Here is a 24,416-nt window from a genome sequence, read left to right as displayed (position 1 = left end):
GACGGCCCGCCTGTGACGCGGCCGGGCTCCGGGTGACCCGGACACCCGGCGGGATCCAGGTGGTCCCGGGACCCGACGCGGGATGTGGGCGGATGACAGGTCGATACGACATGGCCGAGGACCGGCCAGGAGACCCGAATCGGACGTTTTCGATGAGGCTGGTCGCATACGACATGGCCCGGGGTGATCCCCCGGCATTGACGCGGGAGCTGCGATGAGGCGGGTCGACTACGACAAGGAGCAGTACCGCGACTACGCGCGGGGCCGGGCGCTCACCGAGCGGCAACGCCAGGTGTGGATCGGCGCGTTCGCGGCGGTGCTGCCGGAGCGGCGTCCCCTGACCGGGCTCGACGTCGGGTCGGGGACCGGGCGGTTCACCCCCGCGCTGGCGGCGGAGTTCGGGCCGGTCATCGGGGTCGACCCGTCGGTGCGCATGCGCGAGGTCGCCGAGGAGCACTCCCGCCACCCCGACGTGCGTTATCTGGCGGGCTCCGCCGAGGAGATGCCGGTGCCGTCCGGCAGCGCCGACTACGCGCTCATGTTCCTGTCCTGGCACCACGTCCAGGACAAGGAGCGGGCGGCGCGCGAGCTGGCCAGGGTGCTCAGGCCCGGCGGGCGGCTGTTACTGCGGGCCAACTTCAGCGACCACCATCCCCGGCCCTGGTGGCTGGAGCACTTCTCCCGCGGCTTCGAGATCGACGCCGCCCTGTTCCAGCCGCTCCACGAGGTCATCCGGACCTTCACGTCGGCCGGGTGGCGGGTCGCCAGCTTCGGCACGGTGGTGCAGCCGTCCTCCGGCACCCGTCAGGAGGTGCTTGAGCGGCTGCGCCTGCGCACCCTGTCGTTCTTCGCCCAGTTGAGCCCCGAGGAGCTGGAAGAGGGCTTCCGGCGCCTGGAGAGGGCCGTGGCGGCCGATCCCACGGCGCCGGCCCCGGAGTTCTCCGACACGCTGCTCACTCTCGAACGGCCGACCTGGCCAGGGCCCGCGACCGCCGGAAGCGTCTGAGCCTGCGCAGCGCCACCCAGCCGATCGCGATCATCCCCGCCAGGAAGACCAGCACCAGCACCGGCAGGAACACCGCCACCAGGCTGAGCGACAACGAGCCCGCGTCCTCCACGGTGCTCACCACGGGCGCCCCAACGCCTGCCGTCGTGGCGTTCACCACCGGGCGGGCGGTCGACTTCACGGCGTGCACGATCAGGGCCGTCACGATGCCCAGGATCCAGCCGACCGCCGGGTGTTCGGCCATCCAGGCCGAGTTGTCGAGCTGGGAGGCCGCCGAGGTGGCGCTGAAGACCACACCTCCGGCCGCCGGGCGGACCGCCGTCTGGATCATGTCGTTCACGTGGTCGACGACGGGCACCTTGTCGAGGACGAACTCGGCCAGGAGCAGCACGCCGATGATGCCGAGCACCCAGCCGTCGGCCAGCCAGGCGTACTCGGACGGCAGCTTCACGGCGTCGGTCACGTTGGCCAGGACGCCGACCACCATGAGCGGGATGTAGGCGTTCAGGCCGGCCGCCGTGGAGAGCCCTAAAGCGGTCAGTGTCGCGAACACAGCAGATCGACCTCCCTCTGAGGGGACAACGACCCACTATTACGAAATATCCCCGGAACTTCCCGCGATCCGCATCAACCGGACTTCCGGCGCGACCCAGCCCTCCTCGGGGGAGTACCGCCGCACGATCTTGGCGGGCACCCCGGCGATCACGCAGTGGTCGGGGAACTCGCCCCTGACCACGGCCCCGCCGGCCACGACGCACTGTCGGCCGATCCGGGTGCCGGGCAGCACGATGGCCCCCGTGCCGAGCCAGGAGCCCGCGCCGATGCTGACCGGATTGTTACGCGGCCACTGGCGTCCGACCGGGATATCCGGGTCGTCGTAGACGTGGTTCTGGTCGGTGATGTAGACGTACGGGCCGGTGAAGACGTGGTCGCCGATGTCGATCGACTGGTGGCCGACGATGTGGGAGCCCCGGCCGATCGAGCAGGAGCCGCCGATCCGGACGAGGGAGTCGGGGCCGAGGTCCACCCCCGGGCCCATCCCGGCCGAGATGGAGACCCGTTCGCCGATCAGGGTGTGGTCGCCGATCTCGATCCACTGCTCACCGAAGATGGCCCCCACGGGGAACGCGATGCACACGCCGTCGCCCAGCTTGCGGAACCGGTAGCCCGCCGGGGAGAGAGGGGTGACGGCCCCGGCTCTGCGGATGTACGCCCACACCCGATGGATCAGACGGCCCGTCAACCGTTGCCGCATCGACATAACGGATCAAGTTACCTTCTTGTGAGATCTCCGCCTATGGCGGGTTCCCGCACGTGGGTGAGCTGGGGACACCAGCATTTGATAGGCTCGAAGCCCGTGGACATGGCCGACACTTTTTCGGACCACGGGAGACCCCTTGCGCAACGCCGTTAGCACCAAACATCTGTTCGTCACCGGCGGCGTCGCCTCCAGCCTCGGCAAGGGCCTCACGGCCTCGAGTCTCGGCCGGCTGCTCAAGCTCCGTGGCCTTCGCGTGACGATGCAGAAACTCGACCCCTACCTGAACGTCGACCCCGGAACGATGAACCCGTTCCAGCACGGAGAGGTCTTCGTCACCGACGACGGAGCAGAGACCGACCTCGACGTCGGCCATTATGAACGTTTCCTCGACACCGAGTTGCACGGTTCGGCGAACGTCACGACCGGGCAGGTCTACTCCAACGTGATCGCCAAGGAGCGACGCGGCGAGTACCTCGGTGACACCGTGCAGGTGATTCCCCACATCACCAACGAGATCAAAGACCGTATCCGCGGCATGGCCGGCCCCGACGTCGACGTCGTCATCACCGAGGTCGGCGGCACGGTCGGCGACATCGAGTCGCTGCCCTTCCTGGAGGCCGTTCGCCAGGTGCGCCACGAGGTGGGCCGCGACAACGTCTTCTTCCTGCACGTCTCGCTGCTGCCCTACATCGGGCCGAGCGGCGAGCTGAAGACCAAGCCGACCCAGCACTCCGTCGCCGCCCTGCGCAGCATCGGCATCCAGCCCGACGCGATCGTGTGCCGGTCCGACCGGCCGATCACGACCTCGCTCAAGCGCAAGATCAGCCTCATGTGCGACGTCGACGAGGACGCGGTGGTCTCGGCCATCGACGCCCCCTCGATCTACGACATCCCCAAGGTGCTGCACGCCGAGGGCCTCGACGCCTACGTCGTGCGCCGCCTGGGCCTGCCCTTCCGCGACGTCGAGTGGACCGAGTGGGACGAGCTGCTCAAGCGGGTGCACAAGCCGTCCAAGGAGGCCACGATCGCGCTGGTCGGCAAGTACGTCGACCTGCCCGACGCCTACCTGTCGGTCACCGAGGCGCTGCGCGCGGGCGGCTTCGCCAACGACGCCCGGGTGAACATCCGCTGGGTGACCAGCGACGACTGCCAGACCCCCGAAGGGGCGGCCCGCGAGCTCGACGGCGTCGACGGGGTGCTCATCCCCGGCGGGTTCGGCGTGCGCGGCATCGAGGGCAAGATCGGCGCGATCCGGCACGCCCGCGAGAACAGGATCCCCCTGCTCGGCATCTGCCTGGGCATGCAGGGCATGGTCATCGAGGCGGCCCGCAACATGGCCGGCATCGAGGAGGCCAACAGCGCCGAGTTCGACCCCGACGCCAAGCACCCGGTCATCTCGACGATGGCCGACCAGGAGGACGTCGTCGCCGGTGAGCGTGACATGGGCGGCACGATGCGCCTGGGCATGTACACCGCCAAGCTCGGCGAGGGCTCGCTGGCCCGCCAGCTCTACGGCAAGGCCAAGGCCGACGAGCGCCACCGCCACCGCTACGAGGTCAACAACGCCTACCGCGAGCGCCTGGAGAAGGTCGGCGTGGTCTTCTCGGGCCTGTCGCCCGACGGCCGCCTGGTCGAGTACGCCGAACTGGCCTCCGACCTGCACCCCTTCTTCATCGGCACGCAGGCGCACCCCGAGTTCCGCTCGCGCCCGACCCGGGCGCACCCGCTGTTCCGCGGCCTGATCGCGGCCTCGATCGCCTACGCCGAGGGCCGCGCCAAGGCGGTGAAGGCCAAGTGACCGTGGCCGACGTGCGCGAGCGGTGGGAGGTCACCGCCTCGCGCGAGCGGTTCTCCGCGCGGATCATCTCGGCCGTCACCGACACCGTCGTGATGCCGGGCGGGGAGACCGCCGACCGCGACTACGTCAAGCACCCCGGGTCGGTGGCCGTGGCGGCGATCGACGACGCCGGCCGGGTGCTGCTGCTGCGCCAGTACCGCCACCCCGTGCGGAGCCTGTTGTGGGAGCTCCCTGCGGGCATCCGCGACGTGCCGGGGGAGCCGCTGGTGGAGTGCGCGGCGCGCGAGCTGGCCGAGGAGGCCGGATACCGGGCCGCGACCTGGCACACCCTGGTCGACCTCTACACCTCGCCCGGAATGAGCGACGAGCGCATCCGCGTCTTCCTGGCCAGGGATCTGGAAAGGATCCCTGACGAAGAGAACACCTACGTCCGGCACGACGAAGAGATCGACATGCCGGTGGAATGGGTACCTCTGGACGAAGCGGTAGAGAAGGCGCTGGCCGGAATGATCCACAATTCCCCCGCCATCGCCGGTATTCTCGCCGCGTACGCCGCATCCTCCGACGACTACAAGGGCCTGCGGGCCGCGAGCGCGCCGGAGGCCTGAACCAGGGGACCTACGCTGAGCTCGCCGGAAGCCGTACTCACCAGCTACCTCGCCCACCTGGCGGTGGAGCGGGGCCTTTCGGCGAACACGCTGGCCTCCTACCGCCGTGACCTGCGGCGTTACGTCGACCATCTGACCGCGCGCGGCCTGGCCTCCATGGGCCAGGTCGCCGAGTCCGACGTGGTGGCCTTCCTGGCCGCGCTGCGGGAGGGCGACGACGATCATCCGGCCCTGGTCGCCAGTTCGGCGGCCAGGGCCGTCTCGGCCGTCAGGGGGCTCCACCGGTTCGCGCTGCGCGAGGGCGTCTCGGCGCACGACCCGGCCAACCAGGTGCGGCCCCCGCGCACCCTGCGCCGGCTCCCGAAGGCGATCACCGTCGACGACGTGGAGCGCCTCATCGCCGCCTCGGGTCCCGACGAGTCGCCCCTGACCTTCCGCAACCGGGCCCTTCTGGAGGTCCTGTACGGAACCGGCGCCCGCATCTCCGAAGCGGTGGGCCTGGCCGTCGACGACATCGCCACCGCCTCGCAGGTGGTGCTGCGCGGCAAGGGCGGCACGACCCGGATCGTCCCCCTCGGCCGGTACGCCCGGTCGGCCCTCGACGCCTATCTCGTCCGCGCGCGTCCCCAGATCGCCTCTCACGGCCGGGGAACGCCCGCTCTGTTCCTGAACGCCCGGGGCGGCCGGCTGACCCGTCAGGGCGCCTGGGAGGTCCTCCAGTCGGCCGCCGAACGCGCCGGTCTGTCCGGGGTGTCCCCTCACATGCTGCGCCATTCGTTCGCGACCCACCTGCTCGACGGCGGGGCGGACGTCAGGGTGGTGCAGGAACTGCTCGGCCACGCCTCGGTGACCACCACCCAGGTCTACACGCTGGTGACGGTCGACAAGCTCCGAGAGGTGTACGCCGCCGCGCATCCCCGTGCCCGCAGGTGACCGAGTTCCATTACCCTGGCTTTGCTTGGGCGCGGCGCCTTGCCGCATACGTGACTACCCTCTAGATTCGGTCCGATTCGGGACCGTCAGGGAGGTTCAACAGGTGACTGCGACCACAGACGAGACGTGGACCGCGGGCAACCCGGGTGCCCTGGGCCCGACCGGGCGCCCTCGCCCCGTCTTCCCCGAGCCGCCCGTTCCCGAGAACCACGGCCCGGCGCGGGTCGTCGCGATGGTGAACCAGAAGGGCGGCGTCGGCAAGACGACCACCACGATCAACCTCGGGGCCGCGTTAGCCGAGGTCGGGCAGCGAGTTCTGCTGGTCGACTTCGACCCGCAGGGCGCCCTGTCGGTGGGCCTGGGCATCGACCCCCGCCCCCTTGAGACGACGATCTACGACCTCCTCATGGAGGAGCCCGACGTCACCGCCGAAGACGTGCTGCTCGGCACCAGCGTCGAGGGCATGGACCTGCTCCCCAGCAACATCTTCCTGTCCGGCGCGGAGATCCGGCTGGTCAACGAGGTCGCCCGGGAATACGCCCTCCAGCGCAGCCTGGAGCCCCTGCTTCCCTACTACGACATCTGCCTGATCGACTGCCAGCCGTCGCTCGGCCTGCTGACGGTCAACGCGCTGACCTGCGCCCACAGCGTCATGATCCCCCTGGAGTGCGAGTTCTTCGCGCTGCGCGGCGTGGCCCTGCTGATGGAGTCGATCTCCAAGGTCCAGGAGCGCCTCAACAAGAACCTCGAGATAGACGGCCTCCTCGCCACCATGTACGACCCCCGCACCCTCCACGCCCGCGAGGTGCTGGCCACGATCATGCAGGGCTTCGGCGACAAGGTCTTCCACACGGTCATCAACCGCACCGTGCGCTTCCCCGACGCCACCCTGGCCGGCGAGCCGATCACCCAGTTCGACCCGGGTTCGATGGGCGCCACCGCCTACCGCGAGCTGGCCCGCGAGGTGCTGGCCCGCTGGCCCGCGCGGTTGTAGTTGAAGCGAGACGGGCGGCCGGAGGCCGACCGTGTCTCGCGCTCGTGAATCTGCCTCGAATACACGCGACAATGGCTCGGTGACCGAGCCGGAGACCACAGCGCCACCCGAAGGGTTCCACGTCCACCTTGAGGTGTTCGAGGGGCCCTTCGACCTGCTGCTCGGGCTGATCGCCAAGCACAAGCTCGACATCACCGAGGTCTCGCTCCACAAGGTCACCGACGAGTTCATCGCCTACATCCGCTCACGCGGGCCCGAATGGGATCTCGACCAGACCAGTCACTTCCTGCTGGTCGCGGCCACCCTGCTCGACCTCAAGGCGGCCCGGTTGCTGCCGGCCGGCGAGGTGGAGGACGAGGAGGACCTTGCCCTGCTGGAGGCCCGTGACCTGCTGTTCGCGCGGTTGCTGCAGTACCGGGCGTACAAGGAGGTGGCGAAGATCTTCTCCGGCCGGATGGCCGAGGAGGCGCTGCGCTTCCCGCGCCTGGTGCCGCTGGAGCCCGCGTTCGCCAACCTGCTGCCCGAGCTCGTGCTCGGGATCGGGCCCGAACGGCTGGCCGAGATCGCCCGCCGGGCGTTCACCCCCAAGGCGCCGCCGACCGTTTCGGTCACCCACATGTACCAACCACTCGCCTCCGTACGCGAACAGGCCGCTATCCTGGTCGAGCGGTTGCGCCGGGCGGGCACCGCGACGTTCCGGGCGCTGACCTCCGACTGCGCCGGCCCTTTCGAAGTGGTGGCGAGGTTCCTCGCCGTTCTGGAGTTGTTCCGCGAGGCGGCGGTCTCCTTCGAGCAGGCCGAGCCGCTGGGGGATCTCTACGTGACCTGGACCGGAACGGCCGACGGCACCGTGCTCGTCGGCGACGACTACGACGAAGCGCGACAGGGGGAGAACGACGGTGTCTGAGCTGACGATGGGCCTTGAGGCCATCCTGCTCGTCGTCGACGAACCCGTCGCCGAGATCACCCTGGCGCAGGTGCTCGAACGGCCGACCGCCGAGGTCGCCGCCGCCCTGCGCGACCTGTCGGCGGAATACACCTCCGCCGGGAGGGGTTTTGATCTGAGAGAGGTCGCCGGTGGATGGCGCCTCTACACCCGCGCCGAATGCGCTCCGCTGGTGGAGCGGTTCGTGCGCGACGGCCAGCAGGCGCGGCTGACCCAGGCCGCCCTGGAGACCCTCGCCGTGGTCGCCTACCGGCAGCCCGTCAGCCGGGCCCGCGTGGCGGCGATCCGCGGCGTCAACAGCGACGGCGTCATGCGCACGCTCGCCGCCCGCGGCCTCGTCGAAGAGGCCGGGACCGACCCGGAGAGCCAGGCCGTGCTCTACCGGACCACCAGCTACTTCCTGGAGAGGCTGGGCCTGCGGGAGCTGTCGGAGCTCCCCGAACTGGCGCCCTTCCTCCCCGACGACGTTGACACCCTTGAGGAGCAACCCAAGTGAACAAGCGCAGCACCCCGTCCGGTGATGGACGCGGTCGAGGCAACTCCTTCCGCGCGGGCCGATCAGGCTCCCGCGGCTCCGGCTCCGGCGGCCCCGCCAAACGCGGCGGCTTCGGCGGCGGCTCGTCGGGCGGCGGCTCCGGCTCCCGCGACGACCGCGGCGGCCGCGACTTCCGCGCCCGCGACGACCGGCCGCAGCGTTCCTCCCGCGACGACAGCCCCCGCTCCGACCGGTCCTACGGCGACCGGCCGCAGCGTTCCTCCCGCGACGACAGCCCCCGCTCCGACCGGTCCTACGGCGACCGCCCCCAGCGGTCCTTCCGCGACGACCGCCCCTCTGGCGGCGACCGCCCCGGCCGTTCCTACGGCGACCGTCCGCAGCGGTCCTACGGCGACGACCGCCCCGGCCGTTCCTATGGCGACCGCCCGCAGCGTTCCTACGGCGGTGACCGGCCTTCTGGCGGCGACCGCCCTCAGCGGTCCTATGGCGACGACCGTCCGGGCCGTTCTTACGGCGACCGGCCGCAGCGCTCCTATGGCGATGACCGTCCCGGCCGTTCTTACGGTGATCGCCCGCAACGTTCCTACGGCGGTGACCGGCCCTCTGGCGGCGACCGGCCGCAGCGGTCCTATGGCGACGACCGCCCGGGGCGTTCTTACGGTGATCGCCCGCAGCGGTCCTTCGGCGGTGACCGGCCCTCTGGTGGCGACCGCCCTCAGCGCTCCTACCGTTCCGACCGTCCTTCCGGCGGCGACCGGCAGCGCTCCGACCGGCCCTATGGTGACCGGCCGCAGCGGTCGTTCCGTGACGAGCGGCCCGAGCGGTCGTTCCGGGACGACTACCTCGACCGGCCCGAGAAGTCCTTCGAGTCCCGTGACGACCGGGGCAACCCGGCCCCCAAGGGCACGCGGGCGCGGTTCGGCAAGGCCGACCGGCCGATGCGCGCCGACCGGGGCGGGCGTCGTGACGACGTACAGACGGTCGGAAAGCCGGCCCGTCCGAAGGCTCAGCCCTTCAAGACGTCGGCCCAGCCGAAGCGGGACCCCGACTTCTGGGAGCCCGGCTACACCGACGAGCGCGACACCACCGAGGTCCCCGGCGGCGAGCGGCTGCAGAAGGTGCTCGCCCAGGCGGGCGTCGCCTCGCGGCGCGCGTGCGAGGACATGATCGGCGAGGGGCGCGTCACCGTCGACGGGCAGGTGGTCCGGCGGTTCGGGGCGCGGGTCGACCCGGCCAAGCAGGTCATCCACGTCGACGGCAAGCGCATCCCGACCGCGCCCGACCTGGTCTACTACGCCCTCAACAAGCCCATCGGCGTCGTCTCCACGATGGAGGACCCGGAGGGCCGGCCGTGCCTGGCCGACTACGTCCAGGAACTGGCCCCCCGGCTGTTCCACGTCGGCCGGCTCGACACCGAGACCGAGGGCCTGCTGCTGCTCACCAACGACGGCGAGCTGGCCCACCGGCTGACCCACCCGAGCTACGGGGTGCCGAAGAAGTACTGGGCGAAGGTGCCCGGCCCGGTCCCGCGTGACCTGCACCGCACGCTGCGCAAGGGCATCGAGCTGGAAGACGGGCTGGCCAAGGTCGACTCGTTCACCATCGTGCAGGAGCACGGCCAGCAGGCGCTCGTCGAGGTCGTGCTCCACGAGGGGCGCAAGCACATCGTGCGCCGCCTCCTGGAGGAAACCGGGCACCGCGTGATCGACCTGGCCCGCATCGAGTTCGGGCCGGTCAAGCTCGGCCGGCTCAAGCCCGGCACGATCCGCGCGCTCAGCCTGCACGAAGTCGGCGAACTCTACGCATCGGTCAAGCTGTAGCCTTTGCGGACGATCAGATAGGAGTCAGGCATATGGTCAGGGCGGTCCGCGGCGCGATCCAGGTTGACGGTAACGACCGGGAGTCCATCATCACGGGTACGACCGAGCTGGTCACCGAGGTGATGGAGCGAAACCGGCTCACCACCGACGACGTGATCAGCGTGATCTTCACCGCGACACCCGACCTGACCGCCGAGTTCCCCGCTCTGGCCGCACGTAAGCTGGGATTCCACGACGTGCCGCTGCTCTGCGCGTCGGAGATCGGCGTTCCGGGCGCGCTGCCCCGCGTGGTGCGGCTGATGGCCCACATCGCCGTCGACCGGCCGCGCCAGGAGATCCACCACGTCTACCTGCGCGGCGCGGTCGCGCTGCGGGTCGACATCGCTCAATAGATCACCGAGGAAATCCATGACCGAGGGTGGCTCACTCAGCAGTGCTCTGGTCGTCGGCACGGGCCTCATCGGCACGTCGCTGGCGCTGGCGCTGCGCCGCCGTGACATCAGGGTGCTGCTGACCGACCGCGACCCGGGGGCCGTACGGCTGGCCAGCGAACTGGGCGCCGGCGAACCCTGGGACGGCGGTGAGCGGGCCGACATCGCGGTCATCGCGGTGCCGCCGCAGTACGTCGCCGACCAGCTCCTCGAACTGCAGAAGAACGAGGCGGCCCGGTTCTACACCGACGTGGCCAGCGTGAAGGCGGTGCCGATCGCGCAGGCGGCCGTGCTCGGGTGCGACCTGTCGGTGTTCGTCGCGGGCCATCCGCTGGCGGGGCGGGAGAAGTCCGGCCCCGGCGCGGCCCGCGGCGACCTGTTCCTCGGCCGCCCGTGGGCGCTCTGCCCGACGATCGAGTCGGGTCCGCGCGCCCGGGAGGCCGTGTACGAGCTCGTCGCCCTCTGCGGGGCCAACGCCGTCACGGTCGGGGCCGAGGAGCACGACCGGGCGGTGGCGCTGATCTCCCACGCCCCCCACGTGGCGGCGGCGGCGGTGGCCGCGCGGCTGGCCGAGGCCCCCGACACCGCGCTCGGCCTCAGCGGCCAGGGCGTGCGCGACGTGACCCGCATCGCGGCCGGCGACCCGGCCCTGTGGACGGGGATCCTGTCCGGGAACGCCGCCCCCGTGGCGGAGGTCCTGGAGGCGGTCGCCGGCGACCTCGCCCTCGCGGCGCGGGCGCTGCGCGAGTTCGCGATCGACGGCACCCCCATGGAGGAGGTCACCGACCTGCTCCAGCGGGGGGTGACCGGCACCGGCCGCATCCCCGGCAAGCACGGCGGCCCCGCCCGCACCTACGCGGTGGTGCAGGTCGTCATCGGCGACCGTCCGGGCGAGCTGGCGCGGCTGTTCCAGGTGGCCGAGCAGGCCGGGGTCAGCATCGAGGACGTGCGGCTGGAGCACGTGCCCGGGCTTCCCCTGGGCGCGGTGGAGCTGTCGGTGCAGCCCGAGGCGGCCGAGATCTTCGCGACCGCCCTACGGGCGCAGGGCTGGCAGCTGCAGGGGTGAAAGGCTGTCGGGGCCGGGCCTGCGCCCCGGTAGCCTTCTGAGGGTCGCAACACACACGAGAACAGGGGAGTGGACCGTGCCGGGTCTGGTCGTCGCCATGGACGGGCCTTCGGGGTCGGGCAAGTCGAGCGTGTCCCGCGGGGTGGCCCGCGCGCTGGGCCTGCGCTACCTCGACACGGGGGCGATGTACCGGGCGCTCACCTGGTGGGTGCTCGACCAGGGCATCGACCTGGCCGACGCCGAGACCATCGCGGCACGGGCGACCGAGCCGGTGCTCGAGATGTCCACCGACCCTGACCACTCCGGCGTCACGATCGACGGGACCGACGTCAACGGCCCGATCCGGGAGGCGGCCGTGACCGCCGCCGTCTCGGCCGTCGCCGCGGTCCCCGAGGTCCGCGCCCACCTGGTCGCCCTCCAGCGGACGCTGATCGCCGGAGCCCCCGAGGGCATGGTCGTCGAGGGCCGTGACATCGGCACCGTCGTCGCCCCCCAGGCCCCCGTCAAGATCTATCTGACCGCCAGCGCCGAGGCCCGCGCGCGCCGGCGCAACGCCGAGCTGACCGGGTCGACCGTCGAGGCGCAGGTGGCCGACATGGCCCGCCGCGACACGCTCGACTCCACCCGCAAGGCCGACCCGCTGACCATGGCCGCCGACGCGGTCGAGGTCGACACCACCGAGCTGGGGCTCGACGAGGTGATCGCCGAGATCCTGCGGCTCGTGAAGGAGCGCGCCCCGATCGAGGCGCGCTGACAGGAGGAATGCCGCGATGAGCGCGGAGTACGACGACGACGGCTGGATCGAGGCCGAACTGGCCACCCTCGATGTCGAGGGAGGCCACGACGACGAGCCCGATTCCGGTCCGCTGCCCGTCGTGGCGGTGGTGGGTCGCCCCAACGTGGGCAAGTCGACCCTGGTCAACCGCATCATCGGCCGCCGGGAGGCGGTCGTGGAAGACGTCCCCGGCGTGACCCGCGACCGGGTCACCTACGACGCCAACTGGCGGGGCCGCCGGTTCACGCTGGTCGACACCGGCGGGTGGGACCCCGACGCCACCGGCATGGCCCTGAAGATCGCCGAGCAGGCGCAGGTGGCGGCCGAGCTGGCCGATGTGATCCTGTTTGTGGTCGACGCCACGGTGGGCATCACCGACTCCGACGAGGCCGTCGGCGGGGTGCTCCGCAAGGCCGGCAAACCGGTCGTGCTGGCCGCGAACAAGGTCGACAACCAGCTCCAGGAGCTGGAGGCCAACGAACTGTGGTCGCTCGGCCTCGGGCAGCCCTACCCGGTGTCGGCGCTGCACGGGCGCTCCAGCGGCGACCTGCTCGACGTGGTGCTCGACGCGCTGCCCGAGACGCCGCCGCTGAAGTTCGGCGAGCAGCGCGGCCCGCGCCGCGTGGCCCTGCTCGGCAAGCCCAACGTGGGCAAGTCGTCGCTGCTCAACCGGGTCGCCGGCGAGGAGCGGGTGCTGGTCGACCCGATGGCCGGCACCACCCGTGACCCGGTCGACGAGCTGATCGAGCTCGGCGGGGTGCCCTGGCGCTTCATCGACACCGCCGGCATCCGGCGGCGCGATCGCGAGCTCAAGGGCGCCGACTTCTACGCCGCCATGCGCACCCGCGCCGCCCTGGAGCGGGCCGAGGTCGCGATCGTGCTGATCGACGCGTCCGAGGTGCTGACCGAGCAGGACCTGCGGATCATCGGGCTGGTCATCGAGTCGGGCCGGGCCATGGTCGTGGCGTTCAACAAGTGGGACCTGGTCGACGAAGACCGGCGTTACTACCTGGAGAAGGAGATCGAGCGCCAGCTCGTCCGCACCCCCTGGGCGCTGCGGGTGAACATCTCCGCCAAGACCGGGCGCCACGTCGAGAAGCTGGTCCCGGCGCTGGAGCGGGCGATCGACTCCTGGACGACCCGGGTGCCGACCTCGCGGCTCAACCAGTTCCTCACCGAGCTGGTGCAGGCGACGCCGCCGCCCGTCCGGGGCGGCAAGCAGCCGAAGATCCTGTTCGCCACCCAGGCCGCGACCGAGCCGCCGAAGTTCGTCCTGTTCACCTCGGGCTTCCTTGAGGAGACCTACCGCCGCTTCATCGAGCGGCGGCTGCGTGAGGAGTTCGGCTTCGAGGGCTCCCCGATCGAGGTGACGATGAAGATCAGGGAGAAGCGCAAGAAGTAGGGCCGTTCTTCCGCGGGCCGCGCCTCCGGGCGCGGCCCGCGGCGGTTCAGGCGCCTGTGATGGTGGTGCCAGCCCTACCATCGGCCGGGTGTACGCGGGATCGTGAGGAAAGCCGCCGATTTCTAAGTTGATGGGCATGAGAACACATCTGCGCCGCCTGGCCGCCGACACCGGCTACCTGATGCTGGGCCTCCCCCTGGCGACGGTCGCGTTCTGCCTGATGGTCGCCGGGCTCTCGGCCGGAGCCGGGACCGTCGTCGTCGGCGTCGGGGTGGCCGTCCTCGCGGTCACCCTGCTCATCGCCCGTCTGTTCGGCGACCTCGAACGGGGCCGCATCGCGCTGGTCCTCGACCGGCCGGTGCAGCGTCCGCGTTATCCGGCGCCGCCGGTGGGCGCGGGCTGGATCCGCCGGCTGGTCAACCCGATGCTGACGCCCCAGTCGTGGCTCGACGTGCTGCACCTGATCATCGCCTTCCCGGTCGCGATCGCGACGTTCGTCGTCACGACCGCGATGTGGGGGCTGGTGCTGGGCGGGGTGACCTACCCCATCTGGGGCTGGTTCACCAACCAGATCCCCGGCAACAAGGAGTTGCCCGAGCTGCTCGGCTTCAGCGGGAGCTACCTGTCCAACACCCTGTTCTACGCGGCGCTCGGCATCGTCGCGACGCTGGTGCTGTTCCCGGTGATCCGGTTCATGGCGACGTTGCAGGCCAACCTGGGCCGGACGCTGCTCAGCGGCATGGCCGAGCTGCAGGGCCGCATCGACGACCTCACCGAGGGCCGGCACGCCGCCGCCCACGCCGAGGCCGACGCGCTGCGGCGGCTGGAGCGGGACATCCACGACGGCCCGCAGCAGCGGCTGGTCCACCTGGCGATGGAGTTGTCGCGGGCCCAGCGGCTGCTGGAGCGCGACGCCGCGGCCGCCTCGACGACGATCGGGCAGGCGATCACCGCCACCCGGGAGACGCTCGACGAGCTGCGCGCCCTGTCGCGGGGGATCGCGCCGCCGATCCTGGCCGACCGGGGGCTCAACCCGGCGCTGTCGGCGCTGGCGGCCCGCTGCACCGTGCCGGTCGAGCTCGACGTCCGGATCGAGGAGCGGTTCGCCGCGCTGGTCGAGAACACCGTCTACTTCGTCACCGCCGAGGCGCTCACCAACGTCGCCAAGCACAGCCGGGCCACCCTGTGCCGGGTCATGCTCGACCGCACGGGCGACTCGCTGCTGCTGACCATCGGCGACGACGGAGTCGGCGGCGCCCATGTCGCCAAGGGCCACGGGTTGTCCGGTCTGGCCGACCGGCTGCGCGCGGTCGACGGCGAGTTGTCCGTTCAGTCCCCCGCCGGGGGACCGACCCTGATCGTGGCGGAGGTTCCGTGCGGGTAGTGGTGGCCGACGACGCCGTGCTCATCCGGGAGGGTCTGGTACGCCTCCTCGAAGAGTTCGGTTGTGAGGTGGTCGCGACGGTGGGGACGGGCGATGAGCTCGTGTCCGCCGTCGCGGCGCATCGGCCTGACGTGTCCGTGGTCGACGTGCGGATGCCGCCGACCTTCACCGACGAGGGCCTGCGCGCCGCCGTGGCGGCCCGCAGGGAGGTGCCCGGGGCGCCGGTCCTCATCCTGTCGCAGTACGTCGAGGTCTCCTACGCCGACGACCTGCTCGCCGACGCCCGCGGCGGGGTCGGCTACCTGCTGAAAGACCGTGTCGTGGACGTCGAGGAGTTCATGGCCGGGCTGCGCGGCGTCGCCTCCGGCGGCACCGTCTTCGACCCGCAGGTCATCTCGCAGCTCATGGTCCGGCGGCGGCGCGACGACCCGGTGGCCCTGCTGACGCCCCGGGAGCGCGAGGTGCTGGCGCTGATGGCCGAGGGCCGCTCGAACCCGGCGATCGGGCGGCACCTGGTGGTGAGCGAGGGCGCGGTGGAGAAGCACATCCGCTCGATCTTCGCCAAGCTCGGCCTGTACGCCGACGACGCCGACCAGCACCGCCGCGTGCTGGCGGTGCTGGCCTTCCTGCGCTCTTAGGCCGGGTGGTTGCCCGCCGGCCCGCCGATGTCGTAGGGGGTCGTGACGCCCTCGTAGGCCACGTGGAACTCCATGCCCTGGACCGCGTGGGCCAGGTCGTGGCAGTGGGACATCCACAGGCCCGGGTTGTCGGCGGTCAGCGCCACGACCCAGACCTCGCCCGGTTCGACGTCGAAGGTGTCGACGAGCATCCCGTTGGCGGCCCGGCCGTCGCGGGACAGGACCTCGACGTGGTGGCCGTGGGGATGCATCGGGTGCAGGTCGCCCGACCGGTTCACGATCGTGATCTTGACGCGTTCGCCCTCGCGCACGACCGGGGTCGGGATGTTCGGGTAGCCCTTCCCGTTGACCGTGTGGGCCAGCCTCGGCACCCCGTCCACCGTGGCGAAGGTCTTGTCGAGCACCCAGACGATCTCCTGGTCGAACTCCTCGCGGAGCTCGGGCAGCGTGCCGTAGCGGGTGACGTCGAGCGGCTCGCCCGTCGCGGGTGCGGCCTGGCCGTTCAGGGCCAGGCCCGGGTGGCCGTCGACGCTCAGCATGACCGGGCCGTCGGGCATGGTGAAGGCCAGGTCGTAGCGGCCACCGGCGGCGAGTTTGATCCGCCGGTCCCGCAGCGTCGTGGCGCCGGCGACGTCGCGGGCGTCGACCGAGCGCAGCCGGAAGTCCACGCCCGACAGGCCCAGGGTCACCGGCGTGCTGTCGGTGTCGGCGATCCGCAGCCGGACCGGGCTGCCGGGCGGGATGACGGCCGTGACCTGCCGGTCGGTGGGCGGCCGGTCGTCGAAGCTGAGGGTCGGGACGTTGCCGTACGTGTGGACCGCCACCGTGTGGTCGCCCTCGGCGGGTTCCACGATGAGCAGCCCGAACAGGCCCTTGGCCACGGCGACGCTGGAGTTCTGGTGGGAGTGGTACCAGTACGTGCCGGGGTCGTCGGCCCGGAAACGGTAGACGTGCTCGCCGCCGGGCCTGACGGCGTCCTGGGTGACGCCGGGCACGCCGTCCTCCCCGGCGGGCAGGTCGTAGCCGTGCCAGTGGATCGTCACGCCCTGGTCGCCGGGCAGTTCGTTGCGCAGCGTCACCTCCAGCGTCTCGCCCTGCCTCACCCGCAGCGTCGGGCCGGGGTTCTGGCCGTTGAACGACCAGGTCTGCACGGTCCGGCCGCCGACGGTCAGGCTCGACGCCTTCGCCGTCAGGGTGTACCTGCGCGCGTCCGGGTCGGCGGGGCCGCGCAACGAGGCCACGGAGACACCACCGGTGGCCGTGTCGTGGCCCGCGTGCATCGGCGTGCCGGAGAAGCTGCCCGAGACCGCCCACACGACGCCGGTCAGCGCCACCGCGAACCCGGCGATCCGCCACCGGTCGCCGCCCCCTCCCGCGACCAGCCGCCACGCCAGGGCCGCCGCGCCGCCCCCGACGAGCATCACGACCAGGGCCGACGACACGGTCACGGGGTAGGAGACGATCACGTCGCAGGCCACCCCGATGATCGCGCCGATGGCGGTGAGGATCAGCGGGTAGGCCTTCTTCGGGTCCCGCTCCCGCCGCAGCAGCGCCGGGACGGTGGTCGTGAGGGCGTACACCATCGGGACGAGCAGCAGGGGCAGGGCCAGCAGCACCTTCTCGGCGACGAACCACCACCCCGCCTGCATGAGCCGCACCGTCAGCACCACCCGCACCCCGCTCACGACGACCGCCCCGGCGCTCAGCGCCAGGGCGGCCAGGTGGAAACGCGGGTCGTGCGGCGGCCGGAACGCGGCGAACGCGAAACCGGCCGCGGCACCCCACACCACGGCGGCGACGACGACCATGATCTGGTCGAGGCCGCCGGCGAGCGCGGTGGTCACGCGACGGCGGCCTGGGGCGCGGGCGCCGCGGCCTTGGTGAGGTCGCGGGCCTTCTTCATCAGCACGACCGACGCCCACAGGATCGCCACGCCGTCGAGGGCGTGGAAACCGAGCACGACCAGGCTCGCGGTGGTGGTCTTGTCCATGTCGGCGCCCGCCAGCCCGGCCAGCTCGAAGATCACGAACAGCTGCACGACGACCAGCAGCAGGGGCGTGATCGAGAGCAGGATGAGCCGGCCACCGGCCTTGGCGATCGCCGCCACGATCGTGGTCAGGATCGACAGGATCGGGAGCACCATCGTGCCGTTGAGGACGTGCGGCATGATCGCGGCGTCCTCGGCGCCGAGGGCGGGCGCGGGCCGCTCGAACGCGCCGAACGTGGCGAAGTAGAACTGGGCGAGCACGGAGACGAACATGATCACCGTGAAGCCGAAGAAGACCTTACGCATGAGGGATCCCCCAGACAGAGTGGTGTCGCTGGCGCCAACTGTGGGCCAAGGGGTGTCCCGAGCACATGGGACCGGCGTCCTGAACGCCCGGGATCGCGGCCTTCTCCGATCCTTGACCCGCTCTGTCGGGGTGGCTTGAGTATCCCCCTACTCCATCGCCAGCGCCACCACGGCCCCGATGCCGCAGAGCACCGCCGTGATGAGGAAGATCTCGGAGTATTCGGTGTGCAGGGCCGCCTGCACCGCGTGGGTGTAGACCTCGAGCTGCCTCTGGTACGTCTCGGGCGACACTCCGAACGGCAGGGGGGTGTCGAGGTCGGCGGTGAGGGTCTGGAACCGGTGGAACCCGTAGGCCGACAGCGCCGCCACCCCGAGCAGCATGCCCATCATGCGGGCGACCACGACGGCGGCCGAGGCGACGCCGTGCTGGACGGCCGGGATGGTCGTGAGGACGGCCGAGCTGACCGGCGCGATGACCAGCCCCAGGCCGAGCCCGGCGACGACGAGGTCGACGTCCATCGACAACCCGCCCGGCACGACCGGCCACCGGCTGATCAGCACGTAACCGGCGGTCGCCACGACCATGCCCGCCACGGTGACCGGCCGTTCGCCGAACCGGCGCGCCAGCGCGCCCCCCGCGAACGCGGCGACGGCGAGCGCGACCAGGAACCGGGTGAGCACCAGCGCCCCGCCGGTCGCGTCGGTGCCGAGGAGCGTCTGCGCCACCAGCTGCACGTCGACCAGCGTCACCAGCAGCGCCGCCCCGGCCAGGAAGCTGACGGCCAGCGTCGCGAAGACGGGCCGTTTGCGGACGCCGGTGAGGTCGAGGATGCGCGTCCGCGTGCGCAGCTCCCAGACGACGAACACGACCAGGACGACCGCCCCCGCGATCACGGCCGGCACTCCCCACGAGGGCAGCACCCGCTCGCCGGGCTCGGGGTTGTAGAGCCCCGCCACGAGCAGCCCCAGCCCCAGGGCCAGCAGCACCCCGCCCGGCACGTCGACCCTGGTGGCGGTCCGGGTCCCGGCCGGGACGTACCGATGCACCGCCACCGCCGCCAGCGCGGTCAGCGGGAGGTTGCCCCAGAAGATCGTGCGCCACCCGTCGAGGAACCCGACCTGCACGACCGCGAGCCCCGCGCCGTAGAGGGGTCCCAGGACCGCCCCGAGCTCCTGCGCCGCCCCCACCGCGCCCAGGGCGGTCGGCCGCCTGCGCGCGTCCCAGAGGTCGCCGATGAGGGCCATGGTGATCGGCAGCAGCGCCCCGCCCGCGATGCCCTGGACCGCCCGCCCGGCGGTGAGCAGCGGGACGCTGCCGGCCAGCGCGGTGACGAGCGACCCGAGGGCGAACCCGGCCAGGCAGGCCTGGATGACCACCCGCCGCCCGAACCGGTCGGAGAACTGCCCGAGCAGGGGCATCGCGGCGACGTAGCCGAGCAGGAACCCGGTGACCACGGGGGTGACCCGCTCCAGCCGGTTGACGGGCACGTTCGCCGCCGCCGCGATGTCGACCAGGACGGTGACCACGACATAGGCGTCGAGCGCGGCCAGCAGCACGGCGGCCCCGGTGACCCCGAGAACGACACGCCGGTTCGACCGGGGCGTCACGACCCGGGACTCCTCCTCCACAGACTCCACGACGCCGAGATTAACGGCTGCCGCGCCCGGAGACGCGCGCGAATTGTCCGGAGTCGAGCGCTCAGACCGCCGGGGCCTCGATCGTCACCGGGGCGTCGTAGTCGGTGAGGGCGACCTTGACCGTGCCGCCGTTCAGGGGGAGGTCGATGGCCGTCACGCGGCTCGTGGCCTTGTCGATCATCAGGGTGCCCGGCTGGTCGCCCGTCACGCCGGGGACGATCTTCTTCAGGGGTTCGCCCGGCAGGGTCACCTTGAGCGTGTAGATGCCGTTCTGCTCGCCCTCGATCGTGGCGCCCTTCGCCGACGACAGCAGGGTCGGGACCGCCGTCACCACCGCGCTCGGGTCGTAGAGCGCCGCCAGCTGGGCGCGGGACATCGACTTCTGGAAGCCGCCCGTCGGGCCCTTGATGTAGACGGCGTCGCCCGCCAGGACGAACTCCAGCTCCTGGAGCGCGCCGATCATGATCTGGAGCTTGCCCTTGGCGTCGCCCTCGCGGGTCAGGTCGCCCTCGGCGGTCTTCACGGGGATCGGCGGGTTGCCCTCGGTCGTCAGGGAGAAGGCCACCGTCTTGACGGCGCCCATGGCCGCCGCCGACTTCTTCAGGACGTCGGGCGCCGCCGGGAGGCCGCCCTCGGTCGTCGAGGAGGAGCAGGCCGTGACGAAAGCCACCAAGGCCGCCAAGCACAGGATTCTTCTCACGCCAGGGATGCTAGCCCGCCGGGGGCTACCTCCCCTGGAGATGTGCCACGACGGGTGTGTAGATCTCTTCGACCTCTCGGATCTGTTCGGGGTTGAGCAGGTCGATGAAGTGGGCGCGCACCCCGGCCACGTGGTCGGGGGCGACGCGTTCGATCGTGTGGTAGCCCAGAGGGGTGAGCACGGCGAACGTTCCACGCCGGTCGTCTTCGCACAGCTCCCTGGTCACCAGGCCCGCCTGCTCCATGCGGGAGATCTGGTGGGACAGGCGGCTGCGCGACTGCACGGTCGCGTCGGCCAGGTCGCTCATCCGCATGCGGTGGTCGGGGCTCTCCGACAGGTTGACCAGGATCTCGTAGTCGTTGAACGACAGCCCGTGTTCCTGCAACTCGCGGTCGAGGCGGTGGGTGAGGAGCCGGTGGGCCGTCAGATGGGCCCTCCACGCTCTCTGCTCGTCGGCCGTCAGCCAGCGGGGGTCTGCCATCCCACCAGTCTAAAGATCGTCTGTCACCCCCGTACACGGGAGCATGACACGATGTCGAACATGAACGACAAAACCGACGGCGGTGACTCCCTCCTTACGGTCATCGTCGCAGGTGGGGCCAATCTCGCCATCGCGGTCGCCAAGTTGGTGGCGGGGTTGGTGAGCGGCTCGGCGTCGATGTTGTCCGAGGCCGCCCACAGCGCCGCCGACACGGTGACCGAGGTGCTGCTGTTCACCGCGATCAAGCGCGGCGAGCGGCCCGCCGACCGGAGGCATCCCCTCGGCTACGGCAACGCCGCGTTCCTCTGGGCGTTGATCGCCGCCTGCTTCACCCTCGTCGTCGGGGCCGGGTTCTCCGTCACCCACGGGTTCCACACGATCTTCGACGGCGAGGAGCTGACCGACTTCACCGTCTCCTACGTCGTGCTCGCGGTCTCGTTCGGGCTGGAGAGCATCTCGATGTTCCAGGGGCTGCGGCAGCTCCGCACGTCGGCCACGCGGTGGCAGACGCGGCCGTTCGCACTGCTCAGACGGACCTCCGACACGATGCTGAAGGCCGTGGTGCTGGAGGACGCCGCGGCGCTGACCGGCATCCTGATCGCGTTCGGCGGGCTCGGCATGACCCAGCTCACCGGGAACACCGCGTGGGACGGCGCCGGGTCGGTCCTGATCGGCCTGCTGCTGCTGTTCGTGGCGGTCACCCTGATCAGGGCCAACGCCAGTCTGCTGCTGAACCGGTCGGCGTCGGCCGGGCTGGAGCGGCGCATCCTGGCCCACCTGGAGGTGCTGCCCGAGGTCGAGCGGGTGGTCGAGCTGCTGACCGTGGTCATCGGGCCCAACCGGATCCTGGTCGCGGCACGCATCGACTTCGTCGACGAGGCGACCGGGGCCGCGCTCGAATCGGCCTCGGCCGAGGTGGAGCGGCGGCTGCGCGGCGACTTCCCGGAGATCCGCGAGGTGTTCCTCGACCCGACCTCCTCGGCCGAAGACCGGTTCTAGCCGCCGATGATCTGGAGCTCGCCGGGCTCGTCGAAGATCGCGGTGGCGATCACGGTCCCGGCGGTCCACTCGACCAGGTGACGGCCTTCCCATTCGTGTGCACGACCGTCGAACGGCACCTTCGACAGATCGGCGTCCCGTAACCGGTCGAGGGCCAGCTCACCCCGTTTGACCAGCGCCTCCTTGCGCACCCACTGGCGGATGAGCCGCCGGTTGTCCATCCCGACCAGCCCCGCCTCGGCCGGCGTGAGGGCCAGCGCGACCAGGTTCTCGTCGGCCTGCCCGCCGGTCGCGTGCTCGGCGTCCACGCCGACCTTGCCCGCCCCCGCGGCGGCGGTGACGTACCCGGCGGTGTGGGCCAGGCTGACCGACAACTCGGGGGCCTCGGTGATGAAGGGGCGGCCGTGGGGCCGGCCGCAGCGGTCGCAGCGCTGTTCGAGGGTGAGCACGCACGCGCGCATGTCGAGGATCTTCGCCGCGCAGTAACGGACCAGGAGGTGGGCGGCCACGAAGTCGAGCCGGTCCTGCTCCCGTGTGAACCGGTCGGCGCGGGCCCGCTCGGTCTCGGTGAGCGTCCCGCCGACGGCGTCCAGGACTTCGTCGGTGTAACCGGCGACGGCCAGTGGGGCGCGCATCACCTCAGCGTATTGGAGGTATATGTCGATCAAGTGAACTACGGGGGGTAAGCAATGAGCCGTTCGAAATGTCTGGTTGTGCTGGTGGGGGCCATTGTGGGCGCGGTGCCGGCGGGCGCGGCGCACGCCGATCGGGGGCCGCACAAGGTCACGCACCGTTACCAGGCCGACGTCCCGAAACCCGGCACGACGAGTGCGGCCAACCGGCGGCTGCAGAAGGAGCTGTCCGCTCTGGGCTACTTCACCGGGCCGTGGAACGGCTACTACGGGCCCGACATGGCGCAGGCGATGTTCGCCGTCCAGAAGGTGAACGGGCTCAAGACCAACGCCCGCTGGAGCGAGGAGGTCGACCGCAGGATCCGCCGGGGCTGGGTGCCCGTCGCGCGCAGCACCAGCGGCAACCTGGTCGAGGTCGACCTCCAGCGGCAGCTGCTGATGGTCGTCAGGGGCGGCAAGGTGGTGAAGGTCTTCAACACCTCCGGCGGGAACGGCAAGCCGTACGGCGGTGGCAAGATCGCCACCACGCCCCGAGGGGTGTTCACCGTGCAGCGGCAGGTGAACAAGGTGGAGAAGTCACCGCTGGGTGAGCTCTACCGGCCCAAGTACTTCCACGGCGGCTACGCCATCCACGGGTCGGCCTACGTCCCGCCGAGGCCGGCCTCGCACGGGTGCGTGCGGGTGTCGTACGAGGCCATGAACTGGTTGTGGAAGAGCGGCAGCCTGCCCGTCGGCGGGAGGGTGTGGATCTACTGAAGTCCCTCCAGCCACGTCTCGATCTCGGCCGACGAGCGGGGGAGCGCGCCGGACATCAGCCGGGCGCCGTCGGCGGTGATCACCAGGTCGTCCTCGATCCGCACGCCGATCCCGCGCAGCTCCGGCGGCAGCGTCAGGTCGTCGGGCTGCAGGTAGAGGCCGGGTTCGACGGTCAGCACCATGCCCTCTTCGAGCACGCCGTCGAGGTAGGTCTCGGCCCTGGCCCTGGCGCAGTCGTGGACGTCCAGGCCCAGCATGTGGCCGCTGCTGCACAACGTGTAGCGGCGGTAGAGGCCCGTCTCGAAGTCGGACTCCAGACCCCATCCGGCCAGGCCGTCGGCGATCACCCGCATCGCGGCCAGGTGGAAGTCGCGGAAGCGGGCCCCCGGCCGCAGGGTGGCGATGGCGGCGTTCTGGGCCTCGTACACGAGGTCGTAGACCTGGCGCTGGATCGGTGAGAACCGGCCCGACAGCGGGAAGGTGCGGGTGACGTCGGCGGTGTAGAGGCCGTCGGTCTCCACTCCCGCGTCGAGGAGCAGCAGGTCGGCGGGGTTCAGGGGGCCGTCGTTGCGGATCCAGTGCAGCACGCAGGCGTGCGCGCCCGAGGCGACGATCGAGTCGTAGCCGGTCGCGTTGCCCTCCAGTCGCGACCGCAAGCCGAAGATCCCCTCGACGTAGCGCTCGCCCCGGGGGTGCCCGAGAGCCTGGGGGAGGGCGCGCACGACGTCCTCGAAGCCCAGGGTGGTCGCGTCGACGGCGTGCTGGAGCTCGGCGATCTCGTGCTCGTCCTTGATCAGCCGCATCTCCGACAGGTGCGACGTGAGCTCGGCGTCCTGGTCGAGGGTCCGCCCGCCGGGGCGGAAGTCGTCGATGTGGGCGGTCTCCAGGCCGTACAGGGAGGCGGCCTCCTGGAGATCGGGGCGGCGGCCCACCCAGAACTCCCCGAACCGCCGGTCGCGGTAGAACTCCTCGCCCTGCGACCGGGGCGAGCGGGGCCGCAGGTAGAGCACGGCCTCCCCGGACGGCTCGATCACCAGCACGTCGGCGGGCTCGTGCGCGCCGGTCAGGTAGGCGTAGGCGCTGTGCGCCCGGAACCGGTAGTCGCTGTCGTTGCTGCGGACCTTCAGGTCGCCGGCCGGGATCACCAGCCGCTCACCCGGGAACCGCTGGGCCAGCCTGGCCCGCCTCTTCCGCGTGTACGCCGCCACGGGCAGCTGCGGCAGATCGTCGTGCCGCGTGTCGGCCCAGCCCGTCGTCATGAAGGCCGCCAGCTCCGGCGTGATCGGGAGGTCATGGGAACCGGTGTTCTCGGTCGTCATGACGACGCATGGTATTTCACATTCCACCAGCACATTAAGA

At 71.2% G+C, this 24,416-nt stretch carries 25 protein-coding genes; 16 read left to right on the top strand and 9 right to left on the bottom strand.

The genetic code is table 11. The annotated features are described in order from the left end of the window. Window positions 1–214 precede the first annotated feature (214 nt). Window positions 215–1,006 carry a class I SAM-dependent methyltransferase gene (locus GT755_RS05350; RefSeq protein WP_161478532.1) on the top strand — a complete coding sequence of 264 codons (792 nt, stop codon included), beginning with the start codon at window positions 215–217 and terminating at the stop codon, window positions 1,004–1,006. On the opposite strand, the gene GT755_RS05345 is transcribed toward GT755_RS05350, so the two are convergent. Both GT755_RS05345 and GT755_RS05340 read right to left on the bottom strand, forming a co-directional pair. Next, window positions 954–1,559: a DUF4126 domain-containing protein gene (locus GT755_RS05345; protein WP_161478531.1), complete on the bottom strand. Its 606-nt coding sequence runs from the start codon at window positions 1,557–1,559 to the stop codon at window positions 954–956. The two genes, GT755_RS05350 and GT755_RS05345, sit on opposite strands and share 53 nt — an antisense overlap. A gap of 39 nt (window positions 1,560–1,598) precedes the next feature. Beyond that, entirely contained in the window at window positions 1,599–2,261 is a 663-nt protein-coding gene (locus GT755_RS05340; protein WP_328794174.1) for an acyltransferase, read from the bottom strand. Window positions 2,262–2,403: 142 nt separating this feature from the next. Between GT755_RS05340 and GT755_RS05335 the strand changes: the two genes are divergently transcribed. The 13 genes from GT755_RS05335 (at window position 2,404) to GT755_RS05275 (ending at window position 15,558) form a co-directional block, all read left to right on the top strand. Further along, a complete protein-coding gene (locus GT755_RS05335; protein ID WP_161478529.1) occupies window positions 2,404–4,065 on the top strand; it encodes a CTP synthase in 1,662 nt (553 codons plus the stop codon). Continuing rightward, window positions 4,062–4,673 carry an NUDIX domain-containing protein gene (locus GT755_RS05330; RefSeq protein WP_051759143.1) on the top strand — a complete coding sequence of 204 codons (612 nt, stop codon included), beginning with the start codon at window positions 4,062–4,064 and terminating at the stop codon, window positions 4,671–4,673. The genes GT755_RS05335 and GT755_RS05330 overlap by 4 nt, the downstream gene beginning before the upstream one ends. Window positions 4,674–4,688: 15 nt before the next feature. Further along, entirely contained in the window at window positions 4,689–5,606 is a 918-nt protein-coding gene (xerD, locus tag GT755_RS05325) for a site-specific tyrosine recombinase XerD (protein WP_161478695.1), read from the top strand. Window positions 5,607–5,709: 103 nt separating this feature from the next. Then, entirely contained in the window at window positions 5,710–6,600 is an 891-nt protein-coding gene (locus GT755_RS05320) for a ParA family protein (RefSeq protein WP_062354743.1), read from the top strand. Between the two features lie 79 nt (window positions 6,601–6,679). Continuing rightward, a complete protein-coding gene (locus GT755_RS05315) occupies window positions 6,680–7,507 on the top strand; it encodes a segregation and condensation protein A (protein WP_161478528.1) in 828 nt (275 codons plus the stop codon). A 7-nt stretch (window positions 7,508–7,514) separates the two neighbouring features. Next, the gene (gene scpB / locus GT755_RS05310) at window positions 7,515–8,042 is read left to right on the top strand and encodes an SMC-Scp complex subunit ScpB (protein ID WP_161478693.1); all 528 of its coding nucleotides are present in this window, start codon (window positions 7,515–7,517) and stop codon (window positions 8,040–8,042) included. Further along, window positions 8,039–9,862, top strand: a complete 1,824-nt coding sequence (locus tag GT755_RS40950; protein ID WP_328794173.1) for a pseudouridine synthase — start codon at window positions 8,039–8,041, stop codon at window positions 9,860–9,862. The genes scpB and GT755_RS40950 overlap by 4 nt, the downstream gene beginning before the upstream one ends. Window positions 9,863–9,894: 32 nt before the next feature. Next, window positions 9,895–10,254 carry a chorismate mutase gene (gene aroH / locus GT755_RS05300; RefSeq protein WP_062354738.1) on the top strand — a complete coding sequence of 120 codons (360 nt, stop codon included), beginning with the start codon at window positions 9,895–9,897 and terminating at the stop codon, window positions 10,252–10,254. 16 nt (window positions 10,255–10,270) lie between these two features. After that, complete coding sequence (locus tag GT755_RS05295; protein ID WP_161478527.1) at window positions 10,271–11,359, top strand: prephenate dehydrogenase; 1,089 nt, start codon at window positions 10,271–10,273, stop codon at window positions 11,357–11,359. Between the two features lie 76 nt (window positions 11,360–11,435). Continuing rightward, complete coding sequence (gene cmk, locus GT755_RS05290; RefSeq protein WP_328794172.1) at window positions 11,436–12,113, top strand: (d)CMP kinase; 678 nt, start codon at window positions 11,436–11,438, stop codon at window positions 12,111–12,113. A 16-nt stretch (window positions 12,114–12,129) separates the two neighbouring features. After that, window positions 12,130–13,536, top strand: a complete 1,407-nt coding sequence (der, locus tag GT755_RS05285; protein ID WP_161478526.1) for a ribosome biogenesis GTPase Der — start codon at window positions 12,130–12,132, stop codon at window positions 13,534–13,536. 136 nt (window positions 13,537–13,672) lie between these two features. Next, a complete protein-coding gene (locus GT755_RS05280; RefSeq protein WP_161478525.1) occupies window positions 13,673–14,920 on the top strand; it encodes a sensor histidine kinase in 1,248 nt (415 codons plus the stop codon). Further along, window positions 14,911–15,558 carry a response regulator transcription factor gene (locus GT755_RS05275; RefSeq protein ID WP_161478524.1) on the top strand — a complete coding sequence of 216 codons (648 nt, stop codon included), beginning with the start codon at window positions 14,911–14,913 and terminating at the stop codon, window positions 15,556–15,558. The genes GT755_RS05280 and GT755_RS05275 overlap by 10 nt, the downstream gene beginning before the upstream one ends. Here GT755_RS05275 and GT755_RS05270 read toward each other — a convergent pair. The 5 genes from GT755_RS05270 to GT755_RS05250 all read right to left on the bottom strand — a co-directional run bounded on the left by GT755_RS05270 (window position 15,555) and on the right by GT755_RS05250 (window position 20,670). Further along, complete coding sequence (locus GT755_RS05270; protein WP_161478523.1) at window positions 15,555–17,402, bottom strand: multicopper oxidase family protein; 1,848 nt, start codon at window positions 17,400–17,402, stop codon at window positions 15,555–15,557. The two genes, GT755_RS05275 and GT755_RS05270, sit on opposite strands and share 4 nt — an antisense overlap. Beyond that, window positions 17,399–17,851: a DUF6220 domain-containing protein gene (locus GT755_RS05265; protein WP_161478522.1), complete on the bottom strand. Its 453-nt coding sequence runs from the start codon at window positions 17,849–17,851 to the stop codon at window positions 17,399–17,401. The genes GT755_RS05270 and GT755_RS05265 overlap by 4 nt, the downstream gene beginning before the upstream one ends. Before the next feature lie 147 nt (window positions 17,852–17,998). Next, window positions 17,999–19,489: an MFS transporter gene (locus GT755_RS05260; protein ID WP_328794171.1), complete on the bottom strand. Its 1,491-nt coding sequence runs from the start codon at window positions 19,487–19,489 to the stop codon at window positions 17,999–18,001. Window positions 19,490–19,550: 61 nt separating this feature from the next. Next, window positions 19,551–20,189, bottom strand: coding sequence for an LppX_LprAFG lipoprotein (locus GT755_RS05255; RefSeq protein ID WP_161478521.1), 639 nt, complete (start codon window positions 20,187–20,189; stop codon window positions 19,551–19,553). A gap of 25 nt (window positions 20,190–20,214) precedes the next feature. Next, window positions 20,215–20,670 (bottom strand): MarR family winged helix-turn-helix transcriptional regulator, encoded by a 456-nt coding sequence (locus GT755_RS05250; RefSeq protein ID WP_161478520.1) that lies wholly within the window; start codon window positions 20,668–20,670, stop codon window positions 20,215–20,217. Between the two features lie 60 nt (window positions 20,671–20,730). Between GT755_RS05250 and GT755_RS05245 the strand changes: the two genes are divergently transcribed. Then, window positions 20,731–21,669, top strand: coding sequence for a cation diffusion facilitator family transporter (locus GT755_RS05245; protein ID WP_202609585.1), 939 nt, complete (start codon window positions 20,731–20,733; stop codon window positions 21,667–21,669). On the opposite strand, the gene GT755_RS05240 is transcribed toward GT755_RS05245, so the two are convergent. Next, window positions 21,666–22,304 carry a 4'-phosphopantetheinyl transferase family protein gene (locus GT755_RS05240; protein WP_161478518.1) on the bottom strand — a complete coding sequence of 213 codons (639 nt, stop codon included), beginning with the start codon at window positions 22,302–22,304 and terminating at the stop codon, window positions 21,666–21,668. The genes GT755_RS05245 and GT755_RS05240 overlap by 4 nt on opposite strands. A gap of 84 nt (window positions 22,305–22,388) precedes the next feature. On the opposite strand from GT755_RS05240, the gene GT755_RS40440 reads away from it, so the two are divergent. Next, the gene (locus tag GT755_RS40440) at window positions 22,389–23,057 is read left to right on the top strand and encodes a L,D-transpeptidase family protein (RefSeq protein ID WP_161478517.1); all 669 of its coding nucleotides are present in this window, start codon (window positions 22,389–22,391) and stop codon (window positions 23,055–23,057) included. Here the strand turns inward: GT755_RS40440 and GT755_RS05230 are convergent. Beyond that, window positions 23,051–24,376, bottom strand: coding sequence for an aminopeptidase P family protein (locus GT755_RS05230; RefSeq protein ID WP_161478516.1), 1,326 nt, complete (start codon window positions 24,374–24,376; stop codon window positions 23,051–23,053). The two genes, GT755_RS40440 and GT755_RS05230, sit on opposite strands and share 7 nt — an antisense overlap. Window positions 24,377–24,416 lie beyond the last annotated feature (40 nt).

The sequence above is a fragment of the Herbidospora solisilvae genome (assembly GCF_009901565.1).
In the GTDB taxonomy this organism is placed as follows: Bacteria; Actinomycetota; Actinomycetes; order Streptosporangiales; family Streptosporangiaceae; genus Herbidospora; species Herbidospora solisilvae.
Note: the sequence above shows the minus strand (reverse complement) of the source record. Positions and strands in the feature narration are given on the sequence as shown.

Bases quoted from the DNA above. Each gene is read 5' to 3' on its own strand.
- der (WP_161478526.1), top strand. From the start codon at position 12,130: ATGAGCGCGGAGTACGACGACGACGGCTGGATCGAGGCCGAACTGGCC.
- GT755_RS05250 (WP_161478520.1), bottom strand. From the start codon at position 20,670: ATGGCAGACCCCCGCTGGCTGACGGCCGACGAGCAGAGAGCGTGGAGG.
- GT755_RS05280 (WP_161478525.1), top strand. From the start codon at position 13,673: ATGAGAACACATCTGCGCCGCCTGGCCGCCGACACCGGCTACCTGATG.
- GT755_RS05265 (WP_161478522.1), bottom strand. From the start codon at position 17,851: ATGCGTAAGGTCTTCTTCGGCTTCACGGTGATCATGTTCGTCTCCGTG.
- GT755_RS05295 (WP_161478527.1), top strand. From the start codon at position 10,271: ATGACCGAGGGTGGCTCACTCAGCAGTGCTCTGGTCGTCGGCACGGGC.
- GT755_RS05340 (WP_328794174.1), bottom strand. From the start codon at position 2,261: ATGCGGCAACGGTTGACGGGCCGTCTGATCCATCGGGTGTGGGCGTAC.
- GT755_RS05245 (WP_202609585.1), top strand. From the start codon at position 20,731: ATGAACGACAAAACCGACGGCGGTGACTCCCTCCTTACGGTCATCGTC.
- GT755_RS05350 (WP_161478532.1), top strand. From the start codon at position 215: ATGAGGCGGGTCGACTACGACAAGGAGCAGTACCGCGACTACGCGCGG.
- GT755_RS05230 (WP_161478516.1), bottom strand. From the start codon at position 24,376: ATGACGACCGAGAACACCGGTTCCCATGACCTCCCGATCACGCCGGAG.
- GT755_RS05240 (WP_161478518.1), bottom strand. From the start codon at position 22,304: ATGCGCGCCCCACTGGCCGTCGCCGGTTACACCGACGAAGTCCTGGAC.
- scpB (WP_161478693.1), top strand. From the start codon at position 7,515: ATGGGCCTTGAGGCCATCCTGCTCGTCGTCGACGAACCCGTCGCCGAG.
- aroH (WP_062354738.1), top strand. From the start codon at position 9,895: ATGGTCAGGGCGGTCCGCGGCGCGATCCAGGTTGACGGTAACGACCGG.